Origin of the sequence: Streptomyces marianii, from assembly GCF_005795905.1 — a bacterium.
GTDB lineage: Bacteria > Actinomycetota > Actinomycetes > Streptomycetales > Streptomycetaceae > Streptomyces > Streptomyces marianii.
On the sequence record NZ_VAWE01000001.1, the window covers coordinates 5,034,696 to 5,056,996 of the forward strand.

Genomic DNA, 22,301 nt, shown 5'->3' on the forward strand with positions numbered 1-22,301 from the left:
GCTCCTTGCGGCGGCCCGAGGGAGGCCGGGCTCCCCCGTGCGCGGGCGCGCGGGGGCGAGGGGGTCAGGGGGGTGGAGCGCGTACGTTACTTGTCGGTACTGGGCCGGCGTAAGAGGGTTACCGACCGGGAGGTATGTAGGTTTGGCAACGGTCGTGTCACGCCCCGCGCACGTCACCGCCCCAGGTCAGAGGTCCGGCCGCTGCTCCGTGAGGACCGGGAACCTGCGCGGTGCGAACAACAGCGCGAGCAGGGCGAGCGCGGCGGCCGCCGCAGCGCCGACGAAGACGAGATCGACCGCCGTCGCCACCGCGCGCCGCACCCGGTCGTGCGAGGACCCGTCCGCCAGCGCGCGGGCGACGGAGTCCAGATCGCCCGCACCGCCGAGGCGGGCCGCCAGGACCGAGTTGGCCAGCGCCCCGAACAGTGCGGCGCCGACGCTCTGCCCCACCTGACGGCAGAACAGCACGGACGCCGTCGTCGTCCCGCGCTCGGTCCAGGGCACGGTCGACTGCACGCCGACGAGCAGCGGCAGCTGGAAGAAGCCGAGGGCCGCGCCCAGCAGCAGCATGATCAGCGCCGGCTGCCATGGCTCGCCCGGGTACGGCAGCAACGGGAACGCCAGCAGGACGAGCAGCGCGGCGCCGATCCCGGTGAGGGCCGTGTTGCGGAAGCCGATGCGGTTGTAGAGGCGGTTCGAGTACGCCGCGCTGACCGGCCAGCTCAGGGTCATCACGGACAGCACGAACCCGGCCGCGATCGGGCCGAGTCCGAGCACCGACTGGGCGTACGTGGGCAGGAACACCGTCGGGGCCACCATCAGCAGCCCGAGCGCGCCCAGGGCCAGGTTCACCACGGCGATCGTGCGCCGCCGCCACACCCAGCCGGGGATGATCGGCTCCGCCGCGCGCCGTTCGACGAGCACGGTCGCCGCCGCGCAGACCGCGCTCGCCCCGAGGAGGCCGAGCGAGGGTGCGGAGAGCCAGGGCCAGGCCACTCCGCCCTGCACGAGCGCGGTGAGCAGCAGCGTTCCGGTGAGGAAGATGGTGAGCGCGCCCGGCCAGTCGACCCGGGGGCGCGGCCGCCGGTCCCGTACCGGCTCCACGAGGTGACGGGAGATCAGCCAGAGCGCGACACCGCCGACGGGGAGGTTGATCAGGAAGATCCAGCGCCAGTCGGCCCAGGCGGCGAGCAGACCGCCCACCGCGGGGCCGGCGACCGCCGAGACCGCCCACACCGTGGACAGCTTCGACACGATGCGGGGCCGTTCCTTCAGTGGGTACAGATCGGCGGCGATCGTCTGGATCGTGCCCTGCAGCGCTCCTCCGCCGAGCCCCTGGACCACACGGAAGGCGATGAGCGAGGCCATGTTCCACGCGACCGCACACAGCAGGGAGCCGGCCAGGAACAGCACGATGCCCGCGACCAGCACGGGCTTGCGGCCGAAGGTGTCGGAGAGCTTGCCGTAGACGGGGAGCGTGACGGTGACGGCGAGCAGATAGCCCGAGAACAGCCAGGAGAAGACCGAGAAGCCGCCGAGGTCGCCCACGATCTGGGGGACGGCGGTCGACACGACCGTGCCGTCGAGGGCGGCGAGGCCCATCCCGAGCATCAGCGCGGCGACCACCGGCCTCCGGCGGTGCGCGGCACCGGCGGCGGGCCCGCCGCCGGCGTGCGGAGCGGCGGTACGGGCCCCGGCCGCCTCGGCGCGCGCCCTCGCCCCGGCGCCCGTTCCGCGCGGGCCGGGATCCGGTGCGGCCGGGTGCCCGGCGGCTGACCGGTGCTCCGGCCCCGGCTCTTCCGAGGGGGAGGCCGGTTCCGCGCCTGAGGGGAGCCCCGGCGGGCGGTCCGGCTCGGCTGCGGGGTGGCCGTCCGCGCGCGGACGGGCTCCGTCGCCTCGCCCCACCGAGGGCCGGTCGCCCCCGCACGGACGCGCCTCGCCGCTTCGGGCCTGCTCCGCCGTGGGATGCCCGTCGGCACCCGGACGGGCCCCACCGCCGCGCCCCGGCTCCTCCCCGGGCCGGCCGTCCGCGTCTGCTCCGGTCCCGTCCGCGCCCGTGCCGCCGCCCCCGCCCATCGAGATCCCTTCCCTATGCACGTATCTCCGCGGGACACACCCTCTCACCTCACGCTCGCACCGGGGGAGGGGTGCGCTCTCAGGGGCGGGTGCCGGTCCGGCGTCGCGGACCCCTAGGGGGATCTCCTCACGCCCGGCCGGGGACCGTTCGTACCCGTGGAGGACGAGCAGGCCACGCGGCCTTCCCTACCGTGTACTCACATCGGCGGCACGGCCCCCGGGCCGCCGGGGGTGGGGAAAACCCCCGCCGGGAACTGCGCTGCGCACCAGCGCGCCGGGACCGTTCCTCCCCGCACACTCGTACCGCACACGGCGCGCCCATCTCTTGCCATTCACTGACATAGGAGACTTACCGTGACAACGGCTGTGACCACTCCCAGGCACGGGGGTACCGGAGGGCGTAGCGCCGTCGCGGCTCGAGCGCGACAGGTCGTGAAGGCGTACGGATCGGGCGAGACCCGCGTCGTCGCGCTCGACCACGTCGACGTGGACATCGCGCGGGGTCGCTTCACCGCCATCATGGGCCCGTCAGGCTCCGGCAAGTCCACGCTGATGCACTGCCTCGCCGGACTCGACACCGTCACCTCGGGGGAGATCCACCTCGACGAGACCGAGATCACCCGGCTGAAGGACAAGAAGCTCACCCAGCTCCGCCGCGACCGGATCGGCTTCATCTTCCAGGCGTTCAACCTGCTGCCCACGCTCAACGCCCTGGAGAACATCACGCTCCCCATGGACATCGCGGGCCGCAGGCCGGACGCCGCCTGGCTGAACCGGGTCGTCGGGACGGTCGGGCTCGCCGACCGGCTCGGGCACCGTCCCAACCAGCTGTCGGGCGGCCAGCAGCAGCGCGTCGCCGTGGCCCGCGCCCTCGCCGCACGACCCGACATCATCTTCGGCGACGAGCCGACCGGGAACCTGGACTCCCGCGCCGGTGCCGAGGTCCTGGGCTTCCTGCGCCGGTCCGTCGACGAACTCGGCCAGACCATCGTCATGGTCACCCACGACCCCGCCGCCGCCTCCCACGCCGACCGCGTGCTGTACCTGGCCGACGGCCGGATCGTCGACGAGATGCTGGATCCCACCGCCGAGCAGGTCCTCGACCGCATGAAGGACTTCGACGCCCGGGGACGGACCTCGTGACCGTGCTCAAGACCTCGCTGCGCAACCTCCTCGCGCACAAGGGGCGCATGGCGCTGTCCGCCGTCGCCGTCCTGCTGTCCGTGGCGTTCGTCTCCGGCACGCTGGTGTTCACCGACACGATGAACACCACCTTCGACAAGCTCTTCGCGGCCACCGCCGCCGACGTCACCGTCAGCCCCCGTGATGCCGAGGACGACGACGAGACCCCGCAGAGCGGCCGCCCCGAGACACTGCCCGCCTCGCTCCTGCCGGCGGTGGAGAAGGCCGAGGGCGTGAAGTCCGCCGAGGGCGCCGTCGTCTCCATGAGCGTCACCGTCGTCGACGCCCGCAACAAGAACATGGGCTCCAGCAACGGCGCGCCCACGATCGCCGGCAACTGGACACGGGGCGAACTGCGTTCGATGGAGATCACCTCCGGACACGCGCCGCGCGGCCCCACCGACGTCATGGTCGACGCCGACACCGCCGGGAAGCACGGCCTCGAGATCGGCGACGAGCTGCGGACCATCGCCGTCACCGGCGACTTCACGGCCACGATCTCCGGGATCGCCTCCTTCAAGGTCACCAACCCCGGCGCGGCCGTCGTCTACTTCGACACCGCCACCGCCCAGCGGGAACTCCTGGGCGGGACGGGCCGGTTCACCCACATCGCGGTCACCGCCGAACCCGGGGTGAGCCATGAGCTGCTGAAGAGGAACGTCGCCGAGGCGGCCGGCGGGACGTACCGGTTCCAGACGCAGGCCGAGGCGGCGGACGCGGGCCGCGAGGACGTCGCGGGCTTCCTCGACGTCATGAAGTACGCGATGCTCGGCTTCGCCGGGATCGCCGTCCTGGTCGGCGTCTTCCTCATCGTCAACACCTTCTCCATGCTGGTCGCCCAGCGCACCCGCGAGATCGGCCTGATGCGCGCCATCGGTTCGAGCCGGCGCCAGGTCAACCGTTCCGTCCTCATCGAGGCGCTCCTCCTCGGAGTCATCGGCTCCGTCGCCGGCATCGGCGCCGGTGTGGGGCTCGCCGTCGGCCTGATGGAACTCATGTCGTCGATGGGTATGAACCTCTCCACCTCGGATCTGACCGTGAAGTGGACGACGCCCGTCATCGGCCTGGTGCTCGGAGTCGTCGTCACGGTCCTCGCCGCCTACATCCCCGCCAGACGGGCCGGGAAGGTCTCCCCGATGGCCGCGCTGCGCGACGCCGGCACCCCTGCGGACGGCAGGGCGGGACTGGTCCGGGGCGGCATCGGGCTGGTGCTCACCGGCGCCGGCGGCGCGGCCCTGTGGGCGGCGACGAGGGCCGACGAGGCGGCCGGGGGCTCGATGTGGCTCGGCTTCGGCGTCGTCCTCAGCCTCATCGGCTTCATCGTCGTCGGCCCCCTGCTGGCGGGCGGTGTCGTGCGGGTCCTCGGCGCGGTCGTCCTGAGGGCCTTCGGGCCGGTGGGGAGGATGGCCGAGCGCAACGCCCTGCGCAATCCGCGCCGGACCGGTGCCACCGGCGCCGCGCTGATGATCGGCCTTGCGCTCGTCGCCTGCCTGTCCGTCGTCGGCTCGTCCATGGTCGCTTCGGCGACCGAGGAGCTCGACAAGTCCGTCGGCGCCGACTTCATCGTCCAGTCCGCCAACGGCCCCATCGTGCCGCAGGCGCAGCAGGCCCTGGAGAAGGCGCCCGGCATCGCCCACGTCACCGAGTACAAGGGCGTCAGGGCGACCGTCACCGCCCCCGACGGAACGTCCAGCGATGACGAGTGGCTGGTCGCCGCCGACCCGACGTACGCGCAGGACCTGCGCCGCGAGACGGTCGCCGGTGAACTCCGGGCCGCCTACGGCGAGGACGCCATGTCCGTCGGCGAGACCTACGCCGACAAGCACGGTGTGGAGGTCGGCGACACGTTGACCGTGGCGTTCCGGGGCGGCGGGACCGCGAAGCTGAGGGTCGCGGCCGTCACCTCCGACGACACCAACGTCGACAAGGGCGCGATGTACATGGCCATCGCCACCGCCGAGCGGTACTTCACGCCCGAGCGGATGCCGAAGAACACCATGATGTTCGCCGAGGCCGAGGAGGGCGGGGAGAAGGAGGCCTACCAGCACCTCAAGGACGCCCTCGCGCCCTACCCGCAGTACCGGGTGCTGGACCAGACCGACTTCAAGCAGGACCTGAAGGACCAGGTCGGGCAACTGCTGAACATCGTCTACGGGCTGCTCGCGCTCGCCATCATCGTGGCCGTCCTCGGGGTCGTGAACACCCTGGCCCTGTCGGTGGTCGAGCGGACCCGGGAGATCGGCCTGATGCGGGCCATCGGCCTCTCCCGCCGCCAGCTGCGCCGGATGATCCGCCTGGAGTCGGTCGTCATCGCGCTCTTCGGCGCCCTGCTCGGCCTCGGCCTGGGCATGGGCTGGGGCACCGCGGCGCAGAAGCTGCTGGCCCTGGAGGGCCTCGGCGTCCTCGACATCCCCTGGCCGACGATCCTGTACGTCTTCGTCGGGTCGGCGCTCGTGGGACTGGTGGCCGCGCTGGTGCCGGCGTTCCGCGCCGGCCGGATGAACGTCCTCAACGCCATCGCCACCGATTAGGGCCTCGGCGGTCCGTAGGATGATGTCTCCGGCCCGGTGCGCGTCCTCCACGCGCACCGGGCCGGAGCCGTCGCCGCTCGCGGTCCGGATACCGGCGGGAGGCCCGTCGGCGGTCGCCGGGGGACGGACCGCCGGAGACCGTCGGCTCCGGCGGGCTGATCGGGGTCGCGGACCAGCCCGGGCCGGACTCCGGGCTCCCGGTGGACGTGGGGGGCGCGCTCGGCGTGGCACCCCGGCCGGGGGTACCGAGGGGGAGGCGGAGCCGGGCGGTACCGCCGGGGTCCGGGGTGGCGGAGACGCGGGGGGCGTGGACACGCCGGGGGAGGGCGTGGCCGGCGTCGCGGAGGTGCCGTTGCCCGAGTCCACGGGCGTCGGCCGCGCGGCCGACGCCCGTGGACCGCGGGGTCGGCCGCACAGCGGCCACCGTCGCGCCGCCCGCGAGGAGGCACACCGCACAGGCCGCCGCGACCGCCGTCCGGCGCGCCCGGTGGCGGGCGCCCAGCGACGCCACGCGGCCGGGCGGTGCCGTCGCGGCCAGCGCCCCGCCCGTCGCGGCGGCCGCGTACACGCACCGGGGGCGGGCTCCGGTTTACCCGCCCCGCGGGATTTCCGGCGGGCGTACCCTGGAGATCCCCGGCCCGGCCCTGGTCCTCGACACAGGGAACCCCAGACGTGTCGGGCTGTTCGCGTTGCCCACCCCCTTTACGGAACCCCGGACGGATAACCCTTCATGAGCCTGCACGGTCTGCTCGACGCCGTCGTCAAGGACCCCGCCCTCGTCGAAGCGGTGAAAGCCGCGGGCGACGGTCACCGGCCCCACGTCGACCTGGTCGGACCGCCGGCCGCCCGGCCCTTCGTCGTGGCCGGACTGGCCCGCGAGGCATCCCGGCCCGTGCTGGCCGTGACCGCGACCGGCCGCGAGGCCGAGGACCTGGCCGCGGCGCTGCGGTCGCTGCTCGACCCGGACACGGTGGTGGACTACCCCTCGTGGGAGACCCTGCCGCACGAGCGGCTCTCGCCGCGCTCCGACACCGTCGGCCGCCGGCTCGCGGTACTGCGCCGGCTCGCGCACCCCAGCACGGACGACCCGGCCGCCGGGCCGGTCAGTGTGGTGGTCGCGCCCGTACGGTCGGTGCTGCAGCCCCAGGTCAAGGGCCTCGGGGAGCTGGAACCGGTGTCCCTGCGCACCGGGCGGACCGCCGACCTGGAGGACGTCGTCGCGGGGCTCGCGGCCGCGGCGTACTCGCGGGTGGAGCTGGTGGAGAAGCGCGGCGAGTTCGCCGTGCGCGGCGGCATCCTCGACGTCTTCCCGCCGACCGAGGAGCATCCGCTCCGGATCGAGTTCTGGGGCGACGACGTCGAGGAGATCCGCTACTTCAAGGTCGCCGACCAGCGTTCGCTGGAGGTCGCCGAGCACGGGCTGTGGGCGCCGCCGTGCCGTGAGCTGCTGCTCACCGACGAGGTGCGGCGGCGTGCCGCGGCCCTCGCCGAGGCCCATCCGGAGCTCGGCGAGCTGCTGGGGAAGATCGCCGAGGGCATCGCGGTCGAAGGCATGGAGTCCCTCGCCCCCGTCCTCGTCGACGACATGGAGCTGCTGCTCGACGTCATGCCGCAGGGTTCGATGGCCGTGGTGTGCGACCCCGAGCGGGTCCGCACCCGGGCCGCGGACCTGGTGGCCACGTCGCAGGAGTTCCTGCAGGCGTCGTGGGCCGCCTCGGCAGGCGGCGGCGAGGCGCCGATCGACGTCGGCGCGGCCTCGCTGCGGGGGATCGCGGACGTGAGGGACCGGGCGCGCGAGCTCGGCATGATGTGGTGGTCCGTGTCGCCGTTCGCCGTGGACGAGGAGCTGACGGACGACACCCTGACGCTCGGGATGCACGCCCCGGAGACGTACCGGGGCGACACCGCCCGCGCGCTCGCCGACACCAAGGGCTGGCTCGCCGACGGCTGGCGCACGGTCTTCGTGACCGAGGGCCACGGCACGGCGTCCCGCACCGTCGAGGTGCTGGGCGGCGAGGGGATCGCCGCCAGGCTGGAGGCGGACCTGGGGGAGATCGCCCCCTCCGTCGTCCATGTCGCCTGCGGCTCGATCGACCACGGCTTCGTCGACCCGGGCCTGAGGCTCGCGGTGCTGACGGAGACCGATCTGTCCGGGCAGAAGGCCGCGGGCAAGGACGGCGCGCGGATGCCGACCCGCCGCCGCAAGCAGATCGACCCGCTCACCCTGGAGGCGGGCGACTACATCGTCCACGAGCAGCACGGCGTCGGCCGCTACCTGGAGATGGTGCAGCGCACCGTGCAGGGCGCCACGCGCGAGTACCTGCTCGTCGAGTACGCCCCCGCCAAGCGCGGGCAGCCCGGCGACCGCCTCTACATCCCCACCGACCAGCTGGAGCAGGTCACCAAGTACGTCGGCGGTGAGGCGCCCACGCTGCACCGGCTCGGCGGGGCGGACTGGACGAAGACGAAGGCGCGCGCGAAGAAGGCGGTCAAGGAGATCGCCGCCGACCTGATCAAGCTCTACAGCGCCCGGATGGCGGCGCCCGGGCACATCTTCGGCCCGGACACGCCCTGGCAGCGGGAACTGGAGGACGCGTTCCCGTACGCGGAGACGCCCGACCAGCTGACCACCATCGCCGAGGTCAAGGAGGACATGGAGAAGTCGGTTCCGATGGACCGGCTGATCTGCGGCGACGTCGGCTACGGCAAGACGGAGATCGCCGTCCGGGCCGCCTTCAAGGCCGTCCAGGACGGCAAGCAGGTGGCGGTGCTCGTGCCGACGACGCTGCTGGTGCAGCAGCACTTCGGGACCTTCTCGGAGCGCTACTCCCAGTTCCCCGTCGTCACCCGGGCCCTCTCGCGCTTCCAGTCCGACACCGAGGCCAAGGCGACCCTGGAGGGTCTGCGGGACGGCTCCGTCGACATCGTCATCGGCACGCACCGGCTGTTCTCGTCCGAGACCAGGTTCAAGGACCTGGGGCTGGTCATCGTGGACGAGGAGCAGCGGTTCGGCGTCGAGCACAAGGAGCAGCTGAAGAAGCTCCGCGCGAACGTCGACGTCCTGACGATGTCCGCGACGCCCATCCCCCGGACCCTGGAGATGGCGGTCACCGGCATCCGCGAGATGTCGACGATCACCACCCCGCCGGAGGAGCGCCACCCGGTACTGACGTTCGTCGGCCCCTACGAGGAGAGGCAGATCGGTGCGGCCGTCCGCCGCGAACTCCTCCGCGAGGGCCAGGTGTTCTACATCCACAACCGGGTCGAGTCGATCGACCGGGCGGCGGCGCGGCTGCGGGAGATCGTCCCGGAGGCGCGGATCGCGACCGCTCACGGCCAGATGGGCGAGAGCGCGCTGGAACAGGTCGTCGTCGACTTCTGGGAGAAGAAGTTCGACGTGCTCGTCTCGACGACGATCGTCGAGTCCGGCATCGACATCTCCAACGCCAACACGCTCATCGTCGAGCGCGGCGACAACTTCGGCCTCTCCCAGCTGCACCAGCTGCGCGGCCGGGTCGGCCGCGGCAGGGAACGCGGCTACGCGTACTTCCTCTACCCGCCGGAGAAGCCGCTCACCGAGACCGCGCACGAGCGGCTGGCGACGATCGCCCAGCACACCGAGATGGGTGCGGGCATGTACGTCGCGATGAAGGACCTGGAGATCCGCGGCGCGGGCAACCTCCTCGGCGGCGAGCAGTCCGGGCACATCGCGGGCGTCGGCTTCGACCTGTACGTCCGCATGGTGGGCGAGGCGGTCGCCGACTACCGGGCCTCCCTGGAGGGCGGTGTGGAGGAGGAACCGCCGCTGGAGGTCAAGATCGAGCTCCCGGTCGACGCGCACGTCCCGCACGACTACGCACCGGGAGAGCGGCTGCGCCTCCAGGCGTACCGGGCCATCGCCGCCGCGAACTCGGAGGAGGACGTCAAGGCGGTGCGCGAGGAACTCGTCGACCGCTATGGCAAGCTGCCCGAGCCGGTGGAGAACCTGCTGCTGGTCGCCGGGCTGCGGATGCTCGCCCGGGCCTGCGGGGTCGGCGAGATCGTGCTCCAGGGCCCGAACATCCGCTTCGCGCCGGTGGAGCTGCGCGAGTCGCAGGAGCTGCGGCTGAAGCGGCTGTACCCGCGCACGGTGATCAAGCCTGCGGTCCAGCAGGTCCTGGTGCCCCGTCCGACGACGGGCAAGATCGGCGGCAAGCCGGTGGTGGGACGTGAACTGCTGGCGTGGACGGGCGAGTTCCTGACGTCGATCCTCGGCTCGTAGCGTTCCCGGCGGCTTGCTCGCGGCGGTTCGCGGAGGCTCCTGTCGGCCTGCGGCGGCTCGTGGCCGGGGCGTGCGGCGCCGTCGTCCGTTCGGGGCACGGCTCGCCCGGACGGATCAGGCCGGGGCGACGACGGGAGCGGGACGTGTTCGGCTTGGCTCGCGAGGGCTGTGTCCCCGCGTGGCCGGCCGTACCGCCCCAGCAGTGAGGAGCCTTTGATGTCTCGTCAGCACGTTCCGGCCGTCGTCGGTCTCGTGGCGGGCGCGCTGGTCACGGTCCCCGTCACTGCCGCCGGAGCCGCCCCGTCGCCTCCTCCGCCGCAGCAGCGGCCTCCGGCGTCCGTGCCCGTGGCACCCGTGGTACCGGCCGCTTCCGCCGCCCCCGCTCCCCCCGGCGTGGGGGCTGACGTGCCGTCGGCTCCGGCCGTTCCCGCCCCGGTTCCCCCCGCACCTCCGCTCCTGGCGCCGCCGGCAGCCGCCCCGTCCCCCGCCGCGCCCGGAGGCCCTGTCGCCGGGCCCAAGCCGCCGGGGCCCGCGAAGCCCACCGCGCCCGCGAAGCCTGCCGTTCCCGCGAAGCCCGCCGCGCCCCCGAAACCACCCGCGGCCCCCGGCGTCGTGGACGTACCGTGCTCGGTCCCGCATCTCCTCACCGCGATCCACGCGGCCAACGGCACGGCCGCCCCGGAGACCCTGCGGCTGGCGCCGGGCTGCACGTACCGGCTGGGGGCCGGGGCCAACCCCTTCCATCCCGTCAACGGCCTGCCGGTGATCACCGGCACGATGACCGTCGACGGCCAGGGCGCGACGATCACCCGCGTCGCGACGGCGCCGAGGTTCCGCATCCTGCTCGTCGGCAGGACGGGGCGGCTGACGATGCTCGACACCACGATCAGCGGCGGCAGCGCGACCGACTGCCCGGCCTACCCGGACGTCCCCGGCATGGCCTGCGGCGGAGGGATCGCCAACCTCGGCCAGATGTTCCTGACCCGCAGCAGGGTGACCGGCAACCGGGCCGAGTCGAAGCTGTACGCACAGGGCGCCGGCATCGACAACCCCGGCAACGCCACGGTCCGCAGCTCGGTCGTCAGCGGCAACACCGTGGCCTACTCCGGATCCGAGCGCGGCGGCGCGGCGGCGGGCGGCGGTATCGCGAACGACGGGCCGCTGACGGTCGAGGGCGCCCAGGTGATCAACAACCTGGCGTGGGTCAGGGAGGACACCCGGAGCTTCGCGTTCGGCTCCGGCATCGCCGGCATGGCGCAGAGCACCGTCAAGAACTCCGTGATCAGGAACAACCGTGCGTCCGCCCCGGGCGGGTTCGCCCGTGCCGCGGTCAGCAACAGCGCACCGGCGGCGTCCGGCCGGATGACCGTCACCGGCAGCTTCGTCCGCGGCAACGTCGCCGACGCCCCGGACGGCGCGGCCCAGGGCGGCGGCATCACCAACTCCGCCCGCATGACCGTCGACAACACCCACGTCAGCGGCAACACGGTGACGGCCCGGGGCGGCACGGCACGCGGCGGAGGCATCCGGCTCGGACCGCGGGGCGAACTGAAGCTGCTGCGCAGCTCCGTCGTCGGCAACGTCGTCGACGCCGCCGAGGGAGTGGCGCAGGGCGGCGGCCTGGACAACCCGGACGGCGGCACGCTGGAGACCACCCGGTCGAGGATCGTCGACAACACCGTCACCGCGCAGGACGGCACGGCGCTCGGCGGCGGTCTCTACCACGCGGTCGGCACGTCCACCCTGGACCGGACCGTCATCAACGGCACCCGCGCCATCGACGGCGGCGGCATCTTCCGGCAGTCCGGGACCGTGAGACTCCTCGGCTCCCAGGTCATGTTCAACACCCCGAACAACTGCAGGCCGACCGACTCCGTGCGCGGCTGCGTCGGCTGACGCTCCTCGGGACCACGAGTAGCCCGTCCGCCGAGCACGTCCGCCGCGTCCCGGTTCCCCCGGTCGCGGCGGACGGGGGGCGGCCCCCGTCACCACCCGGTCATCGACCTGCTGCCGCGCGGGACGACGCCGGGCACCGGCGAGGTCCGAGGCCCGGTCCGGCCCCGCGGGGAGGGCGCTCCCCGGCTTCGGGCCCTCCCGCGGGCCGTCGCGCCCCGAGGGCTGTCCCGCCGTCACCGGTGGATCGGCGCGCGGCGTCAGATGCGGTGCACCGCAAGGCGGGTGGTCTTCCTCATGCCGGGTGCATTCGGGCGACCCGGCAACGCGGCGAGGTGCCGCAGCTGTCGTCGTGCGCCCGCTGGGGACTACGGGACAGCCCATAGGATCCCTGCGTGCCCGACTCCCTGCGCAAGCGCTCGGCGCTCTTCGCCGTCGTCCTGTCCGCCGCCGTCCTCGCGGGCTGCGGACCCGGTTCCGGCACGCCGGACGGAGGGGGCTCCGCCCCCGGTCCGTCGGCGGGCCGTGCGGCCGGTCCGCTCGGCAACCCGGACGGCACGAAGCCAGGGCTCGCGCCGGTGACGACGGACGCGGACAAGGCCGCGGCTCGCAGCCTCATCGGGGAGCTGACCACGAAGGGGCGTGGGCCGAGGACGGGCTACGACCGGGACGAGTTCGGCTACGCGTGGATGGACACGGCGGACGGTGTGCCGCTGGCGCGGAATGGCTGTGACACGCGGAACGACGTGCTGAAGCTGCACGGGCAGGACGTTCGGTTCCGCAGCGGTTCGGACTGCGTGGTCGTTTCGATGGACCTGTACGACCCGTACACCGGCAAGGACATCGCCTGGAAGAAGGCGAGGGCGGCTGAAGTGCAGATAGATCACGTGGTGCCCCTGTCGTACAGCTGGCAGATGGGCGCCGCCCGCTGGCGCAAGGAGAAGCGGCAGCGGCTGGCCAACGACGTGCTGAACCTCCTGCCGGTTTCGGGATCCGCGAACTCCGCCAAGAGTGACTCCGGGCCGGCGTCCTGGCTGCCGCCGAACAAGGCGATCCGGTGCTCTTATGTGGTGCGGTTCGCGCAGGTCGCGGAAGAATATGAGCTTCCAGTGACGGCCTCGGACAAGGAAATGATGCTCAAGCAATGCGGGGACTGAGAGGGCTGCGATGACCTGGGGAAATGCCGTCGCTTCCGCGCTGCGTGACGCATATGCTCCGTTGCCGTGGCTGATCGCATACAGAAGATCGTGACGGAGCTGCCCGGCCTGAAGAGCGTCACCGACGTCTGGAAGGTGGCCGACCGTCGTCTGGCGCAAGGGGACGCTGCCTTCATCGCGGACCTCGGCATCGCGCTCGCCGAGGCGTATGGCTCCGAGCCCAGGCCGATCTGGCAGTACGGGAGCGTCTTCGACCACCTGCTCCGGCTGCTGGCCACCAATCCCGGCCCTGGGAACGTGGTTCAGGCGCTGCGGCTGGTCTCCTCGAGGGAAGTCGCCCAAAGGGAGTTGGATCACTACACGGCATCCTTGCTGGCGTCCGGCCACCCGGCAGAGGAACTCGCCGCGGCGTTCACCGGGAACGCCTCTGAGGAACTGCGTGCCTGCCTGGTCCATGAGCTCGTGCTCAGGGGCGTCGCAGTCACGGAGACGCCGGGGATCGCAGGGTGGGCGACATCGCCGCACTGGAAGCACCATCCTCTGGGATGGCTGCCCTTGGCGCTGTCGGACGTGGAGGGACAGCCGGATCTGCCGAGCTACAGCACCCGGGGCAGCAGCCACTCGATGCCGTACGGCCCGTCGGATAACGGTCGTGTGGCGGTCGAACGCGGGGCGCACGTGCCGCCGGTCGAGGAGACGACGACCCCTGCCGTTGCCAAGGGCATCAGCGCGGCCGTGGCGAACTGGGCGGAGGAGTCGAACGGCCGGATCGAGGCACGAGTCTTCGACCTGGCAGCTCCTCTGGATGCCGAATCGGTACCGAGCGCGTTGCTGGCGCTGGGGCTGGAGTGCCTGAAGGATGCGGGGAGGAAGACCGCCTTCTCGGTCGTGGCCTGCCCGCCGGACCAGACATGGCGGGTACTCTTCGCCGCCGCCTCCTCGGGAGGGGCCTACAACTCCGGTGCTCGCGGTGCCTACGGCCGACTGGCCGCGTGGCAGTCCCTGGCCTGCCTCGCCGGGGCTACGAAGGGTGTCCCTGCTGAGGCGGTCGAGACACGTGTACGGGAGTGCACCTGGTACGGCTTCGACGCCGACACCAAGTGGTTCGAGCGCGTGGCCTGGGACATCGGCCTTGCCTCGGTCTCTCCGGAAGGCCGACGGCTGGCGGTGCTGGCCGCGACGGACACCGACTGAGCACCGTCCTGCATGCTGCATGCGACTGAGGCTGTCAGGTGGCCGGTTCCTGCGATCGCCTCAGTTGTTTGACCATGTCTTTCCGGCCTCCGTCGAGCTGGGCTTGAAGCCGCCGGGTGTCTGCCTCCAGTTCCGCGTTCCTGAGTGCCAGGACCTGGATCTGGTTCGCGTACGCCGCGACGGTGGCACGCATTTCCCGGATCTCGTCCGGCTTCTCCCGGCGGAGTTCCCGCTCGGACTGTTTCAGGCGCGTGATTTCCCGCCTGAGCTCGTCGGACTCCGGACGCCTGGCCTCGGGAGAGCCGAGATTCCCCTTGATCACCGCGGCGACGGGAGAGCGGTAGTACGAAGCTCGGGAGACGCCGGCCTCGGCGCAGATGTTCACCGCCGACGTGCGGCCGTCCGTGATCTCGGGGCGGCCGAGCATGAGCTGCTCGAAGGCGCGCATGATTCTTTGGTCGATGTCGGTCAGGCCGGGGTTCTCCCAGGCCAGGCGGGCGAAGGCTGTGCGGATGGTCAGGAGGGTCTCGTTCGTGGAATCGGTCATCGGCGGGTGTCCTCGTGGTCGATCTCGGCGATCAGATGGGTGAGCGTGGCCAGATGCTCGGTGATGGCGAGTTGCTGGAGTCGCGGGAGGTCGGTTGCCTCGCCCAGTTCGGATTGCGCCATGTCGTGTGCCCGTTCCAGGCGGGGCAGATGGACGGCGGAGCGCCGTGAGTTGGGGCAGCGCATGCACATGTCGAGCATGGGGACGGGGCGTCCCAGGGGCTTGGCGCGCTTGCGGCACACGGCCGTTTCCGCCTGGTAGAAGCAGTCGTTCAGGACGCCGGGATGCAGGGCCTTCGTCAGGTGTTGCAGCAGCGTCCTCAGCCGGGATGGGCTGGCCACCGCGCCCGGCAGGTCTCCGAGTTCACCGCGGACGCGGTCGAACTCGGCCTCGATGCGCTGGGCGGCGCCGCCTGCCGAGCGTCCGCCCTCGTTCCAGTCGTGGTAGAGGTCCTCGACGTAGTCGAGCTTGGCCACGGCCTCCTCGGCGGCGACCTCGTCGGCGAAGCCGGAGGCGGAGGTGCCTGATGGTGGAGTCGGGTATTGGAACTGCCTGAATGCCTGCGGTCGTGAGCGGCGGTGGCTCGCCGGACCTGGCATCAGCCGTCGTGCGTCGACGTGCGAGAGCATTGGTCAGGCCTGTTCGAAGTGGAACGCCTTGATGAAGCAGTCGCGGGGCTGGGCGACGGCGAAGAGGATGCACTCGACGAGCGAGTGCGCGGTGAGGGCGTCCTTGGCCTCGCGCGGGGTGGTCTTCCACTCCTCGGAGAGCGGGTCGGCGTTGTTGAAGTCGGGCGGGTAGAGCGAGATCACCCGGACCCCTTGAGGACGCAGGCGCTTGGAGAGGATGTCGGCGAACCCTGCCTGGGCGCTCTTGGCTGCGTAGAAGGCGTCGTGCGCGTCCGACCGGTGGTGGCCCGGTGTTCCGCAGGCGGAGACCATCGTCACGACATCCGGTATCTCCGAGTTGAGCAGGAGAGGGAGGAAGCTCTTCGTGGTCAGGACCGTGCCGGTGGCGCCGGAGGCGATGGTGTCGACAACGTCGGCGTCGGTTGCGGACAGCAGGTCCGGCCCTGCGAGGTAGCGAGAGCCGTTGTTGATGAGTACGTCGACGCGGTCCGTGTGTTCCGCGACGCTGGAAGCGAAGGCGCGGATCGAGGCGGGGTTTGTCAGGTCGCAGGCGAAGGCGTGCACCCGCTGATGGCCGCGGTCGCGAATCTCGTCGCGGACTCGTTGAGCGGCGGCGAGTCCGCGCGCCGAGAGGAAGATCTCGGCGCCGAGGTCCGCGAGGCGGATCGCCAGGGTTCGCCCGAAGTCGCGGCCGGCGGCCGTGATGACGACGCGGTGATTGTCCCATCTCATGGTGTCGCTCCTGGTTCGTGGATCGGTTGGTGCGGCGCATTGCGGCGGCTGACATCGGCGGCGTAGGCGGCCCAGTCCCCGGCTGATGCTTTCTGCCACTGGACGGCGACCTTGATGTGGATGCCGAGCATCCGGGCGAGGATCGCGGCGGGGAGTTCGGTAGCGAGAGTGAACAGTGCTGTCGACCGATCCTGCTTGGGTCTGATTCCGATCGTGTGGAGTCGCTCGCCGATCCGGTCGTCACCGAGGGGCTGTCCGGGGCGTCCACCAGGGAAGAGCCATGCGACGTCGTCCGGAGTGCCGATCTTGGCCTTGCCGCAGCGAGTCGCGATGAGCTCGCGCACCAGACTGGCCAGTGGTGCGGGGAGGACGACGGGTGAGCTGCCGAATGTGATCGTGACAGCGTCGCCGTCGATGTGGACGTCGTCGACGGTGAGTTGGCTGATGGTGGAGATCTTCTGTGCGTAGAGGATCAGCAGCAGTCCGGCGACGCGGTCTGGGGTCGGCAGCGTGTCGTCGTTGAGGAGGCGCCGGGCATCAGCCCAGCGTTTCTCGCTGTCGATGGTGCCCTGCGGGCCGGTCCATCGGACGGTGCCGTAGGTGAGTCCGCGGGCGTGCCGGTGCTGTACCGACCAGCGGACGAAGTGGCCGGTCTCGTCGCGGTAGCTGACCGTGGCATCGGCCATCCGCCGTTGCAGGTCCGGCTGGGTGCAGGTTCCCAGCGTGAGTCCTTCGCTGGTGAGCCAGGTGAGGAAGTTGCCGGCTGCGGTCACGTGGCAGCGCACGTTCAGGTCCTGGAGGCGAGTCGTGTGGTCTTCGCCGAGGCGTCGTCGGAGTCGGCGCATGTGGTGCCAGACCGAGTAGCCGTGCAGGATCCGCCGCTCGGCGAGATCGGTGCGGGCCTGGACGGTCTCGGTGATCCGTTTCTCCAGGGCGATGAGCCGTTCGTCGCGGGGCGGGAGGGTGCCGGTCGCGACCAGGACACTGCGCAGGTGGGACAGCACTTTGCCCGGGGGCAGTTCGTCGAGGACCTCGTGGGTGACGGGACGCTCGTCGCGTCCTATGTGCTTCAGGAGATCGCGGGCCTTCGAGCGCGAGACCCAGGCGATGGCGATGTCGGGGCGCTCGGCACTGGTCAATGCTTCGTGGAACGGGGCGAGTTCAGGACGGAGGGTTCCGGTGGCGTCACCGAGGAGGTCGCGTACTTGCTGGTCGAGGACGCATCGCTGGCAGGGGCGGGGGCTGAGCTGCCAGGTGGTGGTGCAGACCGGGCAGCGGCCCCAGAAGTCGGGGTCGGGGTTAGGGCGTGTTCTGGGTTGAGATCACGAGCTCGGTCATTCCCGCTCCAGGAGGGTGCCGGTTGCGATAGACCGGTCGCGTGACTCGTGGCGATCTGACCGATGCCGAGTGGGGGTTGGTCGAGCCGCACCTGCCGCTGGGTGCGTTCGGACCGATCCCTGACCTGCGCAGCTACTTCAACGCGGTGATGTGGCGGTTCCGCACCGGCTGCCCCTGGCGAGATGTGCCGGAGAGCTACGGCTCCTGGTCGACGATCTACGACAGGTTCCGGATGTGGGTGCGTGAGGGGGTCTTTCAGGCCCTCATGGACGCGATGATCGCCGAGGCGGCGGCCCGCGACGATGTAGATCTCAGCCTGGTCAGCGTGGACTCGACTGTTGCCCGCGCGCATCACCACGCGGCGGGCATGGTCGTCGCCCCGGAACTCCTCGAGGACCTGGAGAAGGCCGTGGCGGAGGAAAAGGGGCTGCAGCAAAGGGACAAAACAACCCCGTAGGCGAGCAACCCGCGGACATGGAGGACTCCGGGCGGGAACAGCGCCGCGCCGTGCGCCGACGCCGCAGGGCCCGGCTGCGGGCCGCCGAACTGGGCCGCTCCCGGGGCGGGCTGACCAGCAAGGTCCACCTCGCCGTCGAGCGGCGGTGCCGCCCGCTGTCCATCATCCTCACCCCCGGCCAGGCCGCGGACAGTCCGCGCTTCATCCCGGTCCTCAAGAAGATCAAGGTGCGTGTCCCGGTCGGCCGCCCCAGGACCCGGCCGGACGCGGTCGCTGGCGACAAGGCGTACTCCTCCCGCGCCAACCGCGCCCACCTGCGCAGACGCAACATTAAGGCGGTGATCCCGGAGAAGGCCGACCAGGCCGCCAACCGCAAGAAGAAGGGACGCTCCGGCGGACGCCCGGTCAGCCACGACGCCGCGCTCTACAAAGATCGCAACACCGTCGAGCGCGCCATCAACAAGTTCAAGGAATGGCGGGGGCTGGCCACTCGCTACGACAAGACGCCCGAGAGCTATGCCGCCGGGCTCCACTTGCGCGGATCCATCCTCTGGTTACGCAGCCTGCCAGCCCTCCCGTGATCTCAACTCAGAACACGCCCTAGTACTACAGGGCTAGATCTTGATCATCTGAAGCTGTAGCCGCCTTCTGAAATGGTGCCGTCGCGCCTCCGCTTGATGCGCGCGCCGCCAGATCGACCAGCGAAGTCCCTGGTCAATGGCGATGCGAGTCAGGCCGATCAGGTTGAACAGGCGCCGGACCTCGGCGACGGTCAGGGCCGCGAGCCGCCGCGTTCGCGGCCCGCGCCCGCCGCCCAGGTTCGAAGAGCCCCCTTTTGCGGGGTTCGGGCCATCGCGGCCAGGAACGCCAACGCCAGCATGGACAGGGTGATATGGCGATACCAGGCGTCGTATTTGCGTACCTGGTAGTTGTCCAGCCCGGCCTGCTGCTTGGCCGCCTCGAAACACTCCTCGACCGGCCAGCGCAGTCCTATGACCGCCACCAGTTCCGACAGTGATTCCCCGCGCGGGTTGTAGCAGTGGAAGTAGGCGAGCTCCCCATCCGCGATGGAGCGGCGTACTACGTACTGGCGCCCGTCCCGCCCGGCGATTACCGCCCAGTCGTAGGTGCGGAACCCTTTGGCTCCGATCCCGCAGGCACGCCGGGAGAAGTCCCCCGGCCGCAGGTGTGATGCCAGGTTGTCCAACCGGGTCGGAGTGTCGGGGTTGGTGGAGATGCCCGCGGTGTTCACGTCGGTAGATTTCGGAACGGCCATGCAGTAGGCAATGTCCTCTGCTTCCAGATACCTGCGCAGAATCCTGTTCTGGCCGAACTCCTCGTCCGCAACGAACCACGAAAACGGCACCCCGGCCGCCACGGCGCGCTCGATCATGGCCTGGACCTGCTGCGGACGGGTGCGGAAGACCACCTCGTCCGGGATCCCCGCCTCCCGGCGGCGTTCGAAGTCGACGGCCCAGGAATCCTTGGGCAGGTAGAGCTCCCGGTCGATCAGTACACGGTCGCCACGACGGTTGGCGTAGGCCAGGAACGACCCGATCTGGCAATTGTCGACACGTCCGAGGGTGCCGGAATACTGCCGCTGGACCCCGGCGGATTTGGTGCCCTTCTTCGCGAAGCCGGTGGGGTCGGCGATCAGCACGCCCCGGGGATCCGCGAAGCGTTCCATGGCGTAGTCGCAGACCAGGTCCCGCATCAGAGCCGCGCTCCACGGGGTGAGGTTCAAGAACCGCTGGAGTGCTTTGGGCTCCTTCTCGCCGGCGAACTCAGCCATGGTCCAGCCGTTCTTGCGCTGCAACGGGGAGAGGAGCCCACGTAAGTACTGAAGGGCGTGCCCTTGGGATTCCGGGCGGTAGAACAGGGGGGTTATCCGCTCACCCAGCGCGGCGAACTCGCGGTCCCAGACGGCTAAATCGGCAGGGCTCACTGCGTCCGACGAAGAATCTTGATCATGGGGCTGTGTCGTGGCCACAGGCAGAGCCTCCCATCACCCCATGATCAAGATCTAGCCCTGTAGTACTAGTGCACTTCGCGCACAACGGCGCCTCCCAGGTGCCGCCGCGGGCCTGGGCGACGGCGTCACAGCGGCTGCAGGTCACCCATCGGTGCTGGCAGCGTTCGCACCACGGCTGACCGGTGGCCCGGGACATCTCGCAGGCCGCCATCCGTCCGCAGATGCCGCACTCCGCGGTGATCCTCGGGCGGCAGTTGTTGCAGCGGGGACCGTCGGGCAGCCGGGTCGCGACGGGCATGCGTCGGCGGCAGCCGACGCACTCCTCCAGGTTCGCGGGCTGTCTGATCATGCAGTTCGGACACAGCGGCCGCCCCTCAGAGTCGCGGGTGGCGGGCTCGCGCACGGCGCCGCAGCCGGAGCAGGGAACTGCTGCGTGGCGGGCCAAGCAGGCGCGGCAGATCCTCCTGCCCTCCAGCAGTTTGGACAGCGCCTTCACCTCGCGGCAGCGCGGGCAGGCAGGCCGGACCACCTTGGTCGCCCCGGACTCGACGAGTTCGTCGATGAACCGCAGGGCAGCAGGGGTGGGGGCTTCGTAGCCGGCCCCGGTCAGCAGCTCGCGGCAGGCGACGACGGCCCAGGCCAGGCGACGCTGCCCGGCGGGCCGGACCGTGGCGCGTCCGAGCGCGGCCAGGACCGCATGGGCATCAAGGGCGGGATCGAGGCCCGTGACGAGTTCGGTGAGCTCCTGGAGCGGATCGCCCTCGGTGTCCGGGCAGTTCGCGCAGCGGGGTTCGCCGTTGCGGTCCCGGCTGGTGACGCGTCGTTCTTCGTGGCACCCCGCGCAGACGGCCGGTTTGTCGAAGCAGGGCGAGCATCCCCACCGTCCTCCGGTGCTGCTGCCGACGTAGCGGCATGCGCGTCCGCACTCACCGCAGCGGGGCAGTGCGATGTCCTGGGCACCGGCGTCGTGCAGGGCCATGAGCAGTTTTGCGACGCAGTAGGGCGCCGGTGGCCGCCCGGTCCGCAACAGCGACGGGTCGTCGTGCAGAGCCTGGGCGAGGCTGCGGCGGCCGGCGCGTGCGCGTACGACCCCGAGGACGATGTCGCGGACCTGCTCGGCGGGCAGGTGCTTTTCGACGTTCCCGACCAGACGCACGACCAGGCCGACCGGATCCGCGAGGACTTCCCCGGCAAGACAGGTCACCGGTCGGATCCGCTGATCCGGGCCCGCCGGGGCCGCAGGTCACCGACTCCTTCGGAGACCGAAGTCCCGCCCGCAGCGGCCTTCTTCGGCTTCTTCGCGGAGCCGACCGCGGCGGTGGGCTCGACGAGGTCGTCCATGGTGCAGTCGAGGATGTCGAGCAGGGCCATGAGGATCTTCAGGCTGAGGCGTTCGGGCCGCTCGACGACGAGCCGGTAGACCTGGCTCGACGACAGGCTGATTCCCCGCTCGGCGAGCGGCGGGATGAGGTCGGTGGTGGAGAACATCCCGCGGTCCGCCATGACCTTGCGCAGGTGCCAGTGGTAGTCGAGCTTGGCGGCCATCATCGGGTCCTTCCTCGTCAGACGCCGGCAAACGCCGGGGCCAGGGCCTTGCTCAGGGCAGTGTTCATGGAGTCGTCGCTGACGTGTAATGGTGGAGTCGGGTATTGGAACTCTCTGAATACCTCCCGCCCTCGGGGCTCCGCGTGGGTCCCCGGCGTGCTGCGGACCTGTAGTCAGGTCAGGTCAGCACGAGGGTCGATAGCCCAGTGGTTGGTTTGCAGGACTCGACCGGCGAAGGGCACGTCTTGCTTGCCCAGGAATCGGAAGCCGAGGGCTCGGCAGATGCCGTTGGACGGGGCGTTGGTTGTTGCCGGAAATGCGTGTATCAATCCCCACCGGCCGTCGTCGCGGGCCAGCTCAAGCAGCGTGCGGACGCCCTGCTTCGCGAGTCCCCGTCCCTGGTACTCCGGCAGCACCATCCAGCCGATCTCGGAGATGCGCTCGCCGTCTGCGTCGTGGGGCCACAACGTCACGGTTCCCGCGACCACGTCCAGCTCGGCCTCATCGGGCACGATCATCTTTGTCCAGTCGGTGTCCGCTGCCACCCGTTGAACATCACGCTGGACTTTCGCCTCCATGCCCTCGCAAGGCAGCGGCCCGCCCAGCTCGGCCATCATGACCGGGTCGCATCGCATCCGGACGTAGGCGTCGACGTCGCCGTACTCAACATCGCGTAGCAGCATCTGTGTTGCTCCCTTGCCTTTGGATTCAGACGTCATGATGGCGGCGGCTGACCTCGGCCGTGACCATCCCCTCGTAGCGTGGAGCCCGTGATTGCAGGGGAAGT

Annotated in this window: 15 protein-coding genes and 1 pseudogene; 7 read left to right on the top strand and 9 right to left on the bottom strand. The window is 71.0% G+C overall.

All coding sequences use genetic code 11. The features are described 5' to 3' along the window. Positions 1-186: 186 nt before the first annotated feature. A complete protein-coding gene (locus FEF34_RS22775; RefSeq protein WP_234043135.1) occupies positions 187-2,076 on the bottom strand; it encodes an MFS transporter in 1,890 nt (629 codons plus the stop codon). Positions 2,077-2,430: 354 nt separating this feature from the next. Between FEF34_RS22775 and FEF34_RS22780 the strand changes: the two genes are divergently transcribed. The 6 genes from FEF34_RS22780 to FEF34_RS22805 all read left to right on the top strand — a co-directional run bounded on the left by FEF34_RS22780 (position 2,431) and on the right by FEF34_RS22805 (position 14,294). Next, positions 2,431-3,219 carry an ABC transporter ATP-binding protein gene (locus FEF34_RS22780; protein WP_138054800.1) on the top strand — a complete coding sequence of 263 codons (789 nt, stop codon included), beginning with the start codon at positions 2,431-2,433 and terminating at the stop codon, positions 3,217-3,219. Beyond that, positions 3,216-5,789 carry an ABC transporter permease gene (locus tag FEF34_RS22785; protein ID WP_138054801.1) on the top strand — a complete coding sequence of 858 codons (2,574 nt, stop codon included), beginning with the start codon at positions 3,216-3,218 and terminating at the stop codon, positions 5,787-5,789. The genes FEF34_RS22780 and FEF34_RS22785 overlap by 4 nt, the downstream gene beginning before the upstream one ends. A 730-nt stretch (positions 5,790-6,519) precedes the next feature. Beyond that, a complete protein-coding gene (gene mfd, locus FEF34_RS22790) occupies positions 6,520-10,050 on the top strand; it encodes a transcription-repair coupling factor (protein ID WP_138054802.1) in 3,531 nt (1,176 codons plus the stop codon). A gap of 612 nt (positions 10,051-10,662) precedes the next feature. Then, the gene (locus FEF34_RS22795) at positions 10,663-11,946 is read left to right on the top strand and encodes a hypothetical protein (protein WP_138054803.1); all 1,284 of its coding nucleotides are present in this window, start codon (positions 10,663-10,665) and stop codon (positions 11,944-11,946) included. A gap of 392 nt (positions 11,947-12,338) precedes the next feature. Further along, positions 12,339-13,100, top strand: a complete 762-nt coding sequence (locus FEF34_RS22800) for an HNH endonuclease family protein (RefSeq protein ID WP_138054804.1) — start codon at positions 12,339-12,341, stop codon at positions 13,098-13,100. A gap of 66 nt (positions 13,101-13,166) precedes the next feature. Continuing rightward, the gene (locus FEF34_RS22805) at positions 13,167-14,294 is read left to right on the top strand and encodes a DUF6183 family protein (protein WP_138054805.1); all 1,128 of its coding nucleotides are present in this window, start codon (positions 13,167-13,169) and stop codon (positions 14,292-14,294) included. A gap of 34 nt (positions 14,295-14,328) precedes the next feature. Here the strand turns inward: FEF34_RS22805 and FEF34_RS22810 are convergent, their stop codons facing one another. The 4 genes from FEF34_RS22810 to FEF34_RS22825 are packed head-to-tail and all read right to left on the bottom strand — an operon-like array spanning position 14,329 to position 17,341. After that, positions 14,329-14,841, bottom strand: coding sequence for a hypothetical protein (locus tag FEF34_RS22810; protein WP_138054806.1), 513 nt, complete (start codon positions 14,839-14,841; stop codon positions 14,329-14,331). After that, positions 14,838-15,470 carry a hypothetical protein gene (locus tag FEF34_RS22815; RefSeq protein WP_138054807.1) on the bottom strand — a complete coding sequence of 211 codons (633 nt, stop codon included), beginning with the start codon at positions 15,468-15,470 and terminating at the stop codon, positions 14,838-14,840. The genes FEF34_RS22810 and FEF34_RS22815 overlap by 4 nt, the downstream gene beginning before the upstream one ends. 3 nt (positions 15,471-15,473) lie before the next feature. Further along, on the bottom strand, positions 15,474-16,202 hold the full coding sequence (locus FEF34_RS22820) for an SDR family oxidoreductase (RefSeq protein WP_138054808.1): 729 nt from the start codon (positions 16,200-16,202) through the stop codon (positions 15,474-15,476). Further along, the gene (locus FEF34_RS22825) at positions 16,199-17,341 is read right to left on the bottom strand and encodes a site-specific integrase (RefSeq protein WP_234042520.1); all 1,143 of its coding nucleotides are present in this window, start codon (positions 17,339-17,341) and stop codon (positions 16,199-16,201) included. Before FEF34_RS22825 ends, FEF34_RS22820 begins: the two co-directional genes overlap by 4 nt. Positions 17,342-17,580: 239 nt before the next feature. Between FEF34_RS22825 and FEF34_RS22830 the strand changes: the two are divergent. After that, positions 17,581-18,578, top strand: a pseudogene (locus FEF34_RS22830) (IS5 family transposase). A gap of 191 nt (positions 18,579-18,769) precedes the next feature. Here the strand turns inward: FEF34_RS22830 and FEF34_RS22835 are convergent. The 4 genes from FEF34_RS22835 to FEF34_RS22850 all read right to left on the bottom strand — a co-directional run bounded on the left by FEF34_RS22835 (position 18,770) and on the right by FEF34_RS22850 (position 22,197). Beyond that, positions 18,770-19,942 (bottom strand): IS701 family transposase, encoded by a 1,173-nt coding sequence (locus FEF34_RS22835; protein WP_138057454.1) that lies wholly within the window; start codon positions 19,940-19,942, stop codon positions 18,770-18,772. Positions 19,943-19,964: 22 nt separating this feature from the next. Next, positions 19,965-21,173, bottom strand: coding sequence for a hypothetical protein (locus tag FEF34_RS22840; protein ID WP_234042521.1), 1,209 nt, complete (start codon positions 21,171-21,173; stop codon positions 19,965-19,967). Next, positions 21,170-21,517, bottom strand: coding sequence for a helix-turn-helix domain-containing protein (locus FEF34_RS22845; RefSeq protein ID WP_138054809.1), 348 nt, complete (start codon positions 21,515-21,517; stop codon positions 21,170-21,172). The genes FEF34_RS22840 and FEF34_RS22845 overlap by 4 nt, the downstream gene beginning before the upstream one ends. A 170-nt stretch (positions 21,518-21,687) precedes the next feature. Beyond that, complete coding sequence (locus tag FEF34_RS22850; protein ID WP_138054810.1) at positions 21,688-22,197, bottom strand: GNAT family N-acetyltransferase; 510 nt, start codon at positions 22,195-22,197, stop codon at positions 21,688-21,690. Positions 22,198-22,301: the final 104 nt, after the last annotated feature.

Bases quoted from the DNA above. Each gene is read 5' to 3' on its own strand.
- FEF34_RS22775 (WP_234043135.1), bottom strand. From the start codon at position 2,076: ATGGGCGGGGGCGGCGGCACGGGCGCGGACGGGACCGGAGCAGACGCG.
- mfd (WP_138054802.1), top strand. From the start codon at position 6,520: ATGAGCCTGCACGGTCTGCTCGACGCCGTCGTCAAGGACCCCGCCCTC.
- FEF34_RS22810 (WP_138054806.1), bottom strand. From the start codon at position 14,841: ATGACCGATTCCACGAACGAGACCCTCCTGACCATCCGCACAGCCTTC.
- FEF34_RS22815 (WP_138054807.1), bottom strand. From the start codon at position 15,470: ATGCTCTCGCACGTCGACGCACGACGGCTGATGCCAGGTCCGGCGAGC.
- FEF34_RS22820 (WP_138054808.1), bottom strand. From the start codon at position 16,202: ATGAGATGGGACAATCACCGCGTCGTCATCACGGCCGCCGGCCGCGAC.
- FEF34_RS22845 (WP_138054809.1), bottom strand. From the start codon at position 21,517: ATGATGGCCGCCAAGCTCGACTACCACTGGCACCTGCGCAAGGTCATG.
- FEF34_RS22850 (WP_138054810.1), bottom strand. From the start codon at position 22,197: ATGCTGCTACGCGATGTTGAGTACGGCGACGTCGACGCCTACGTCCGG.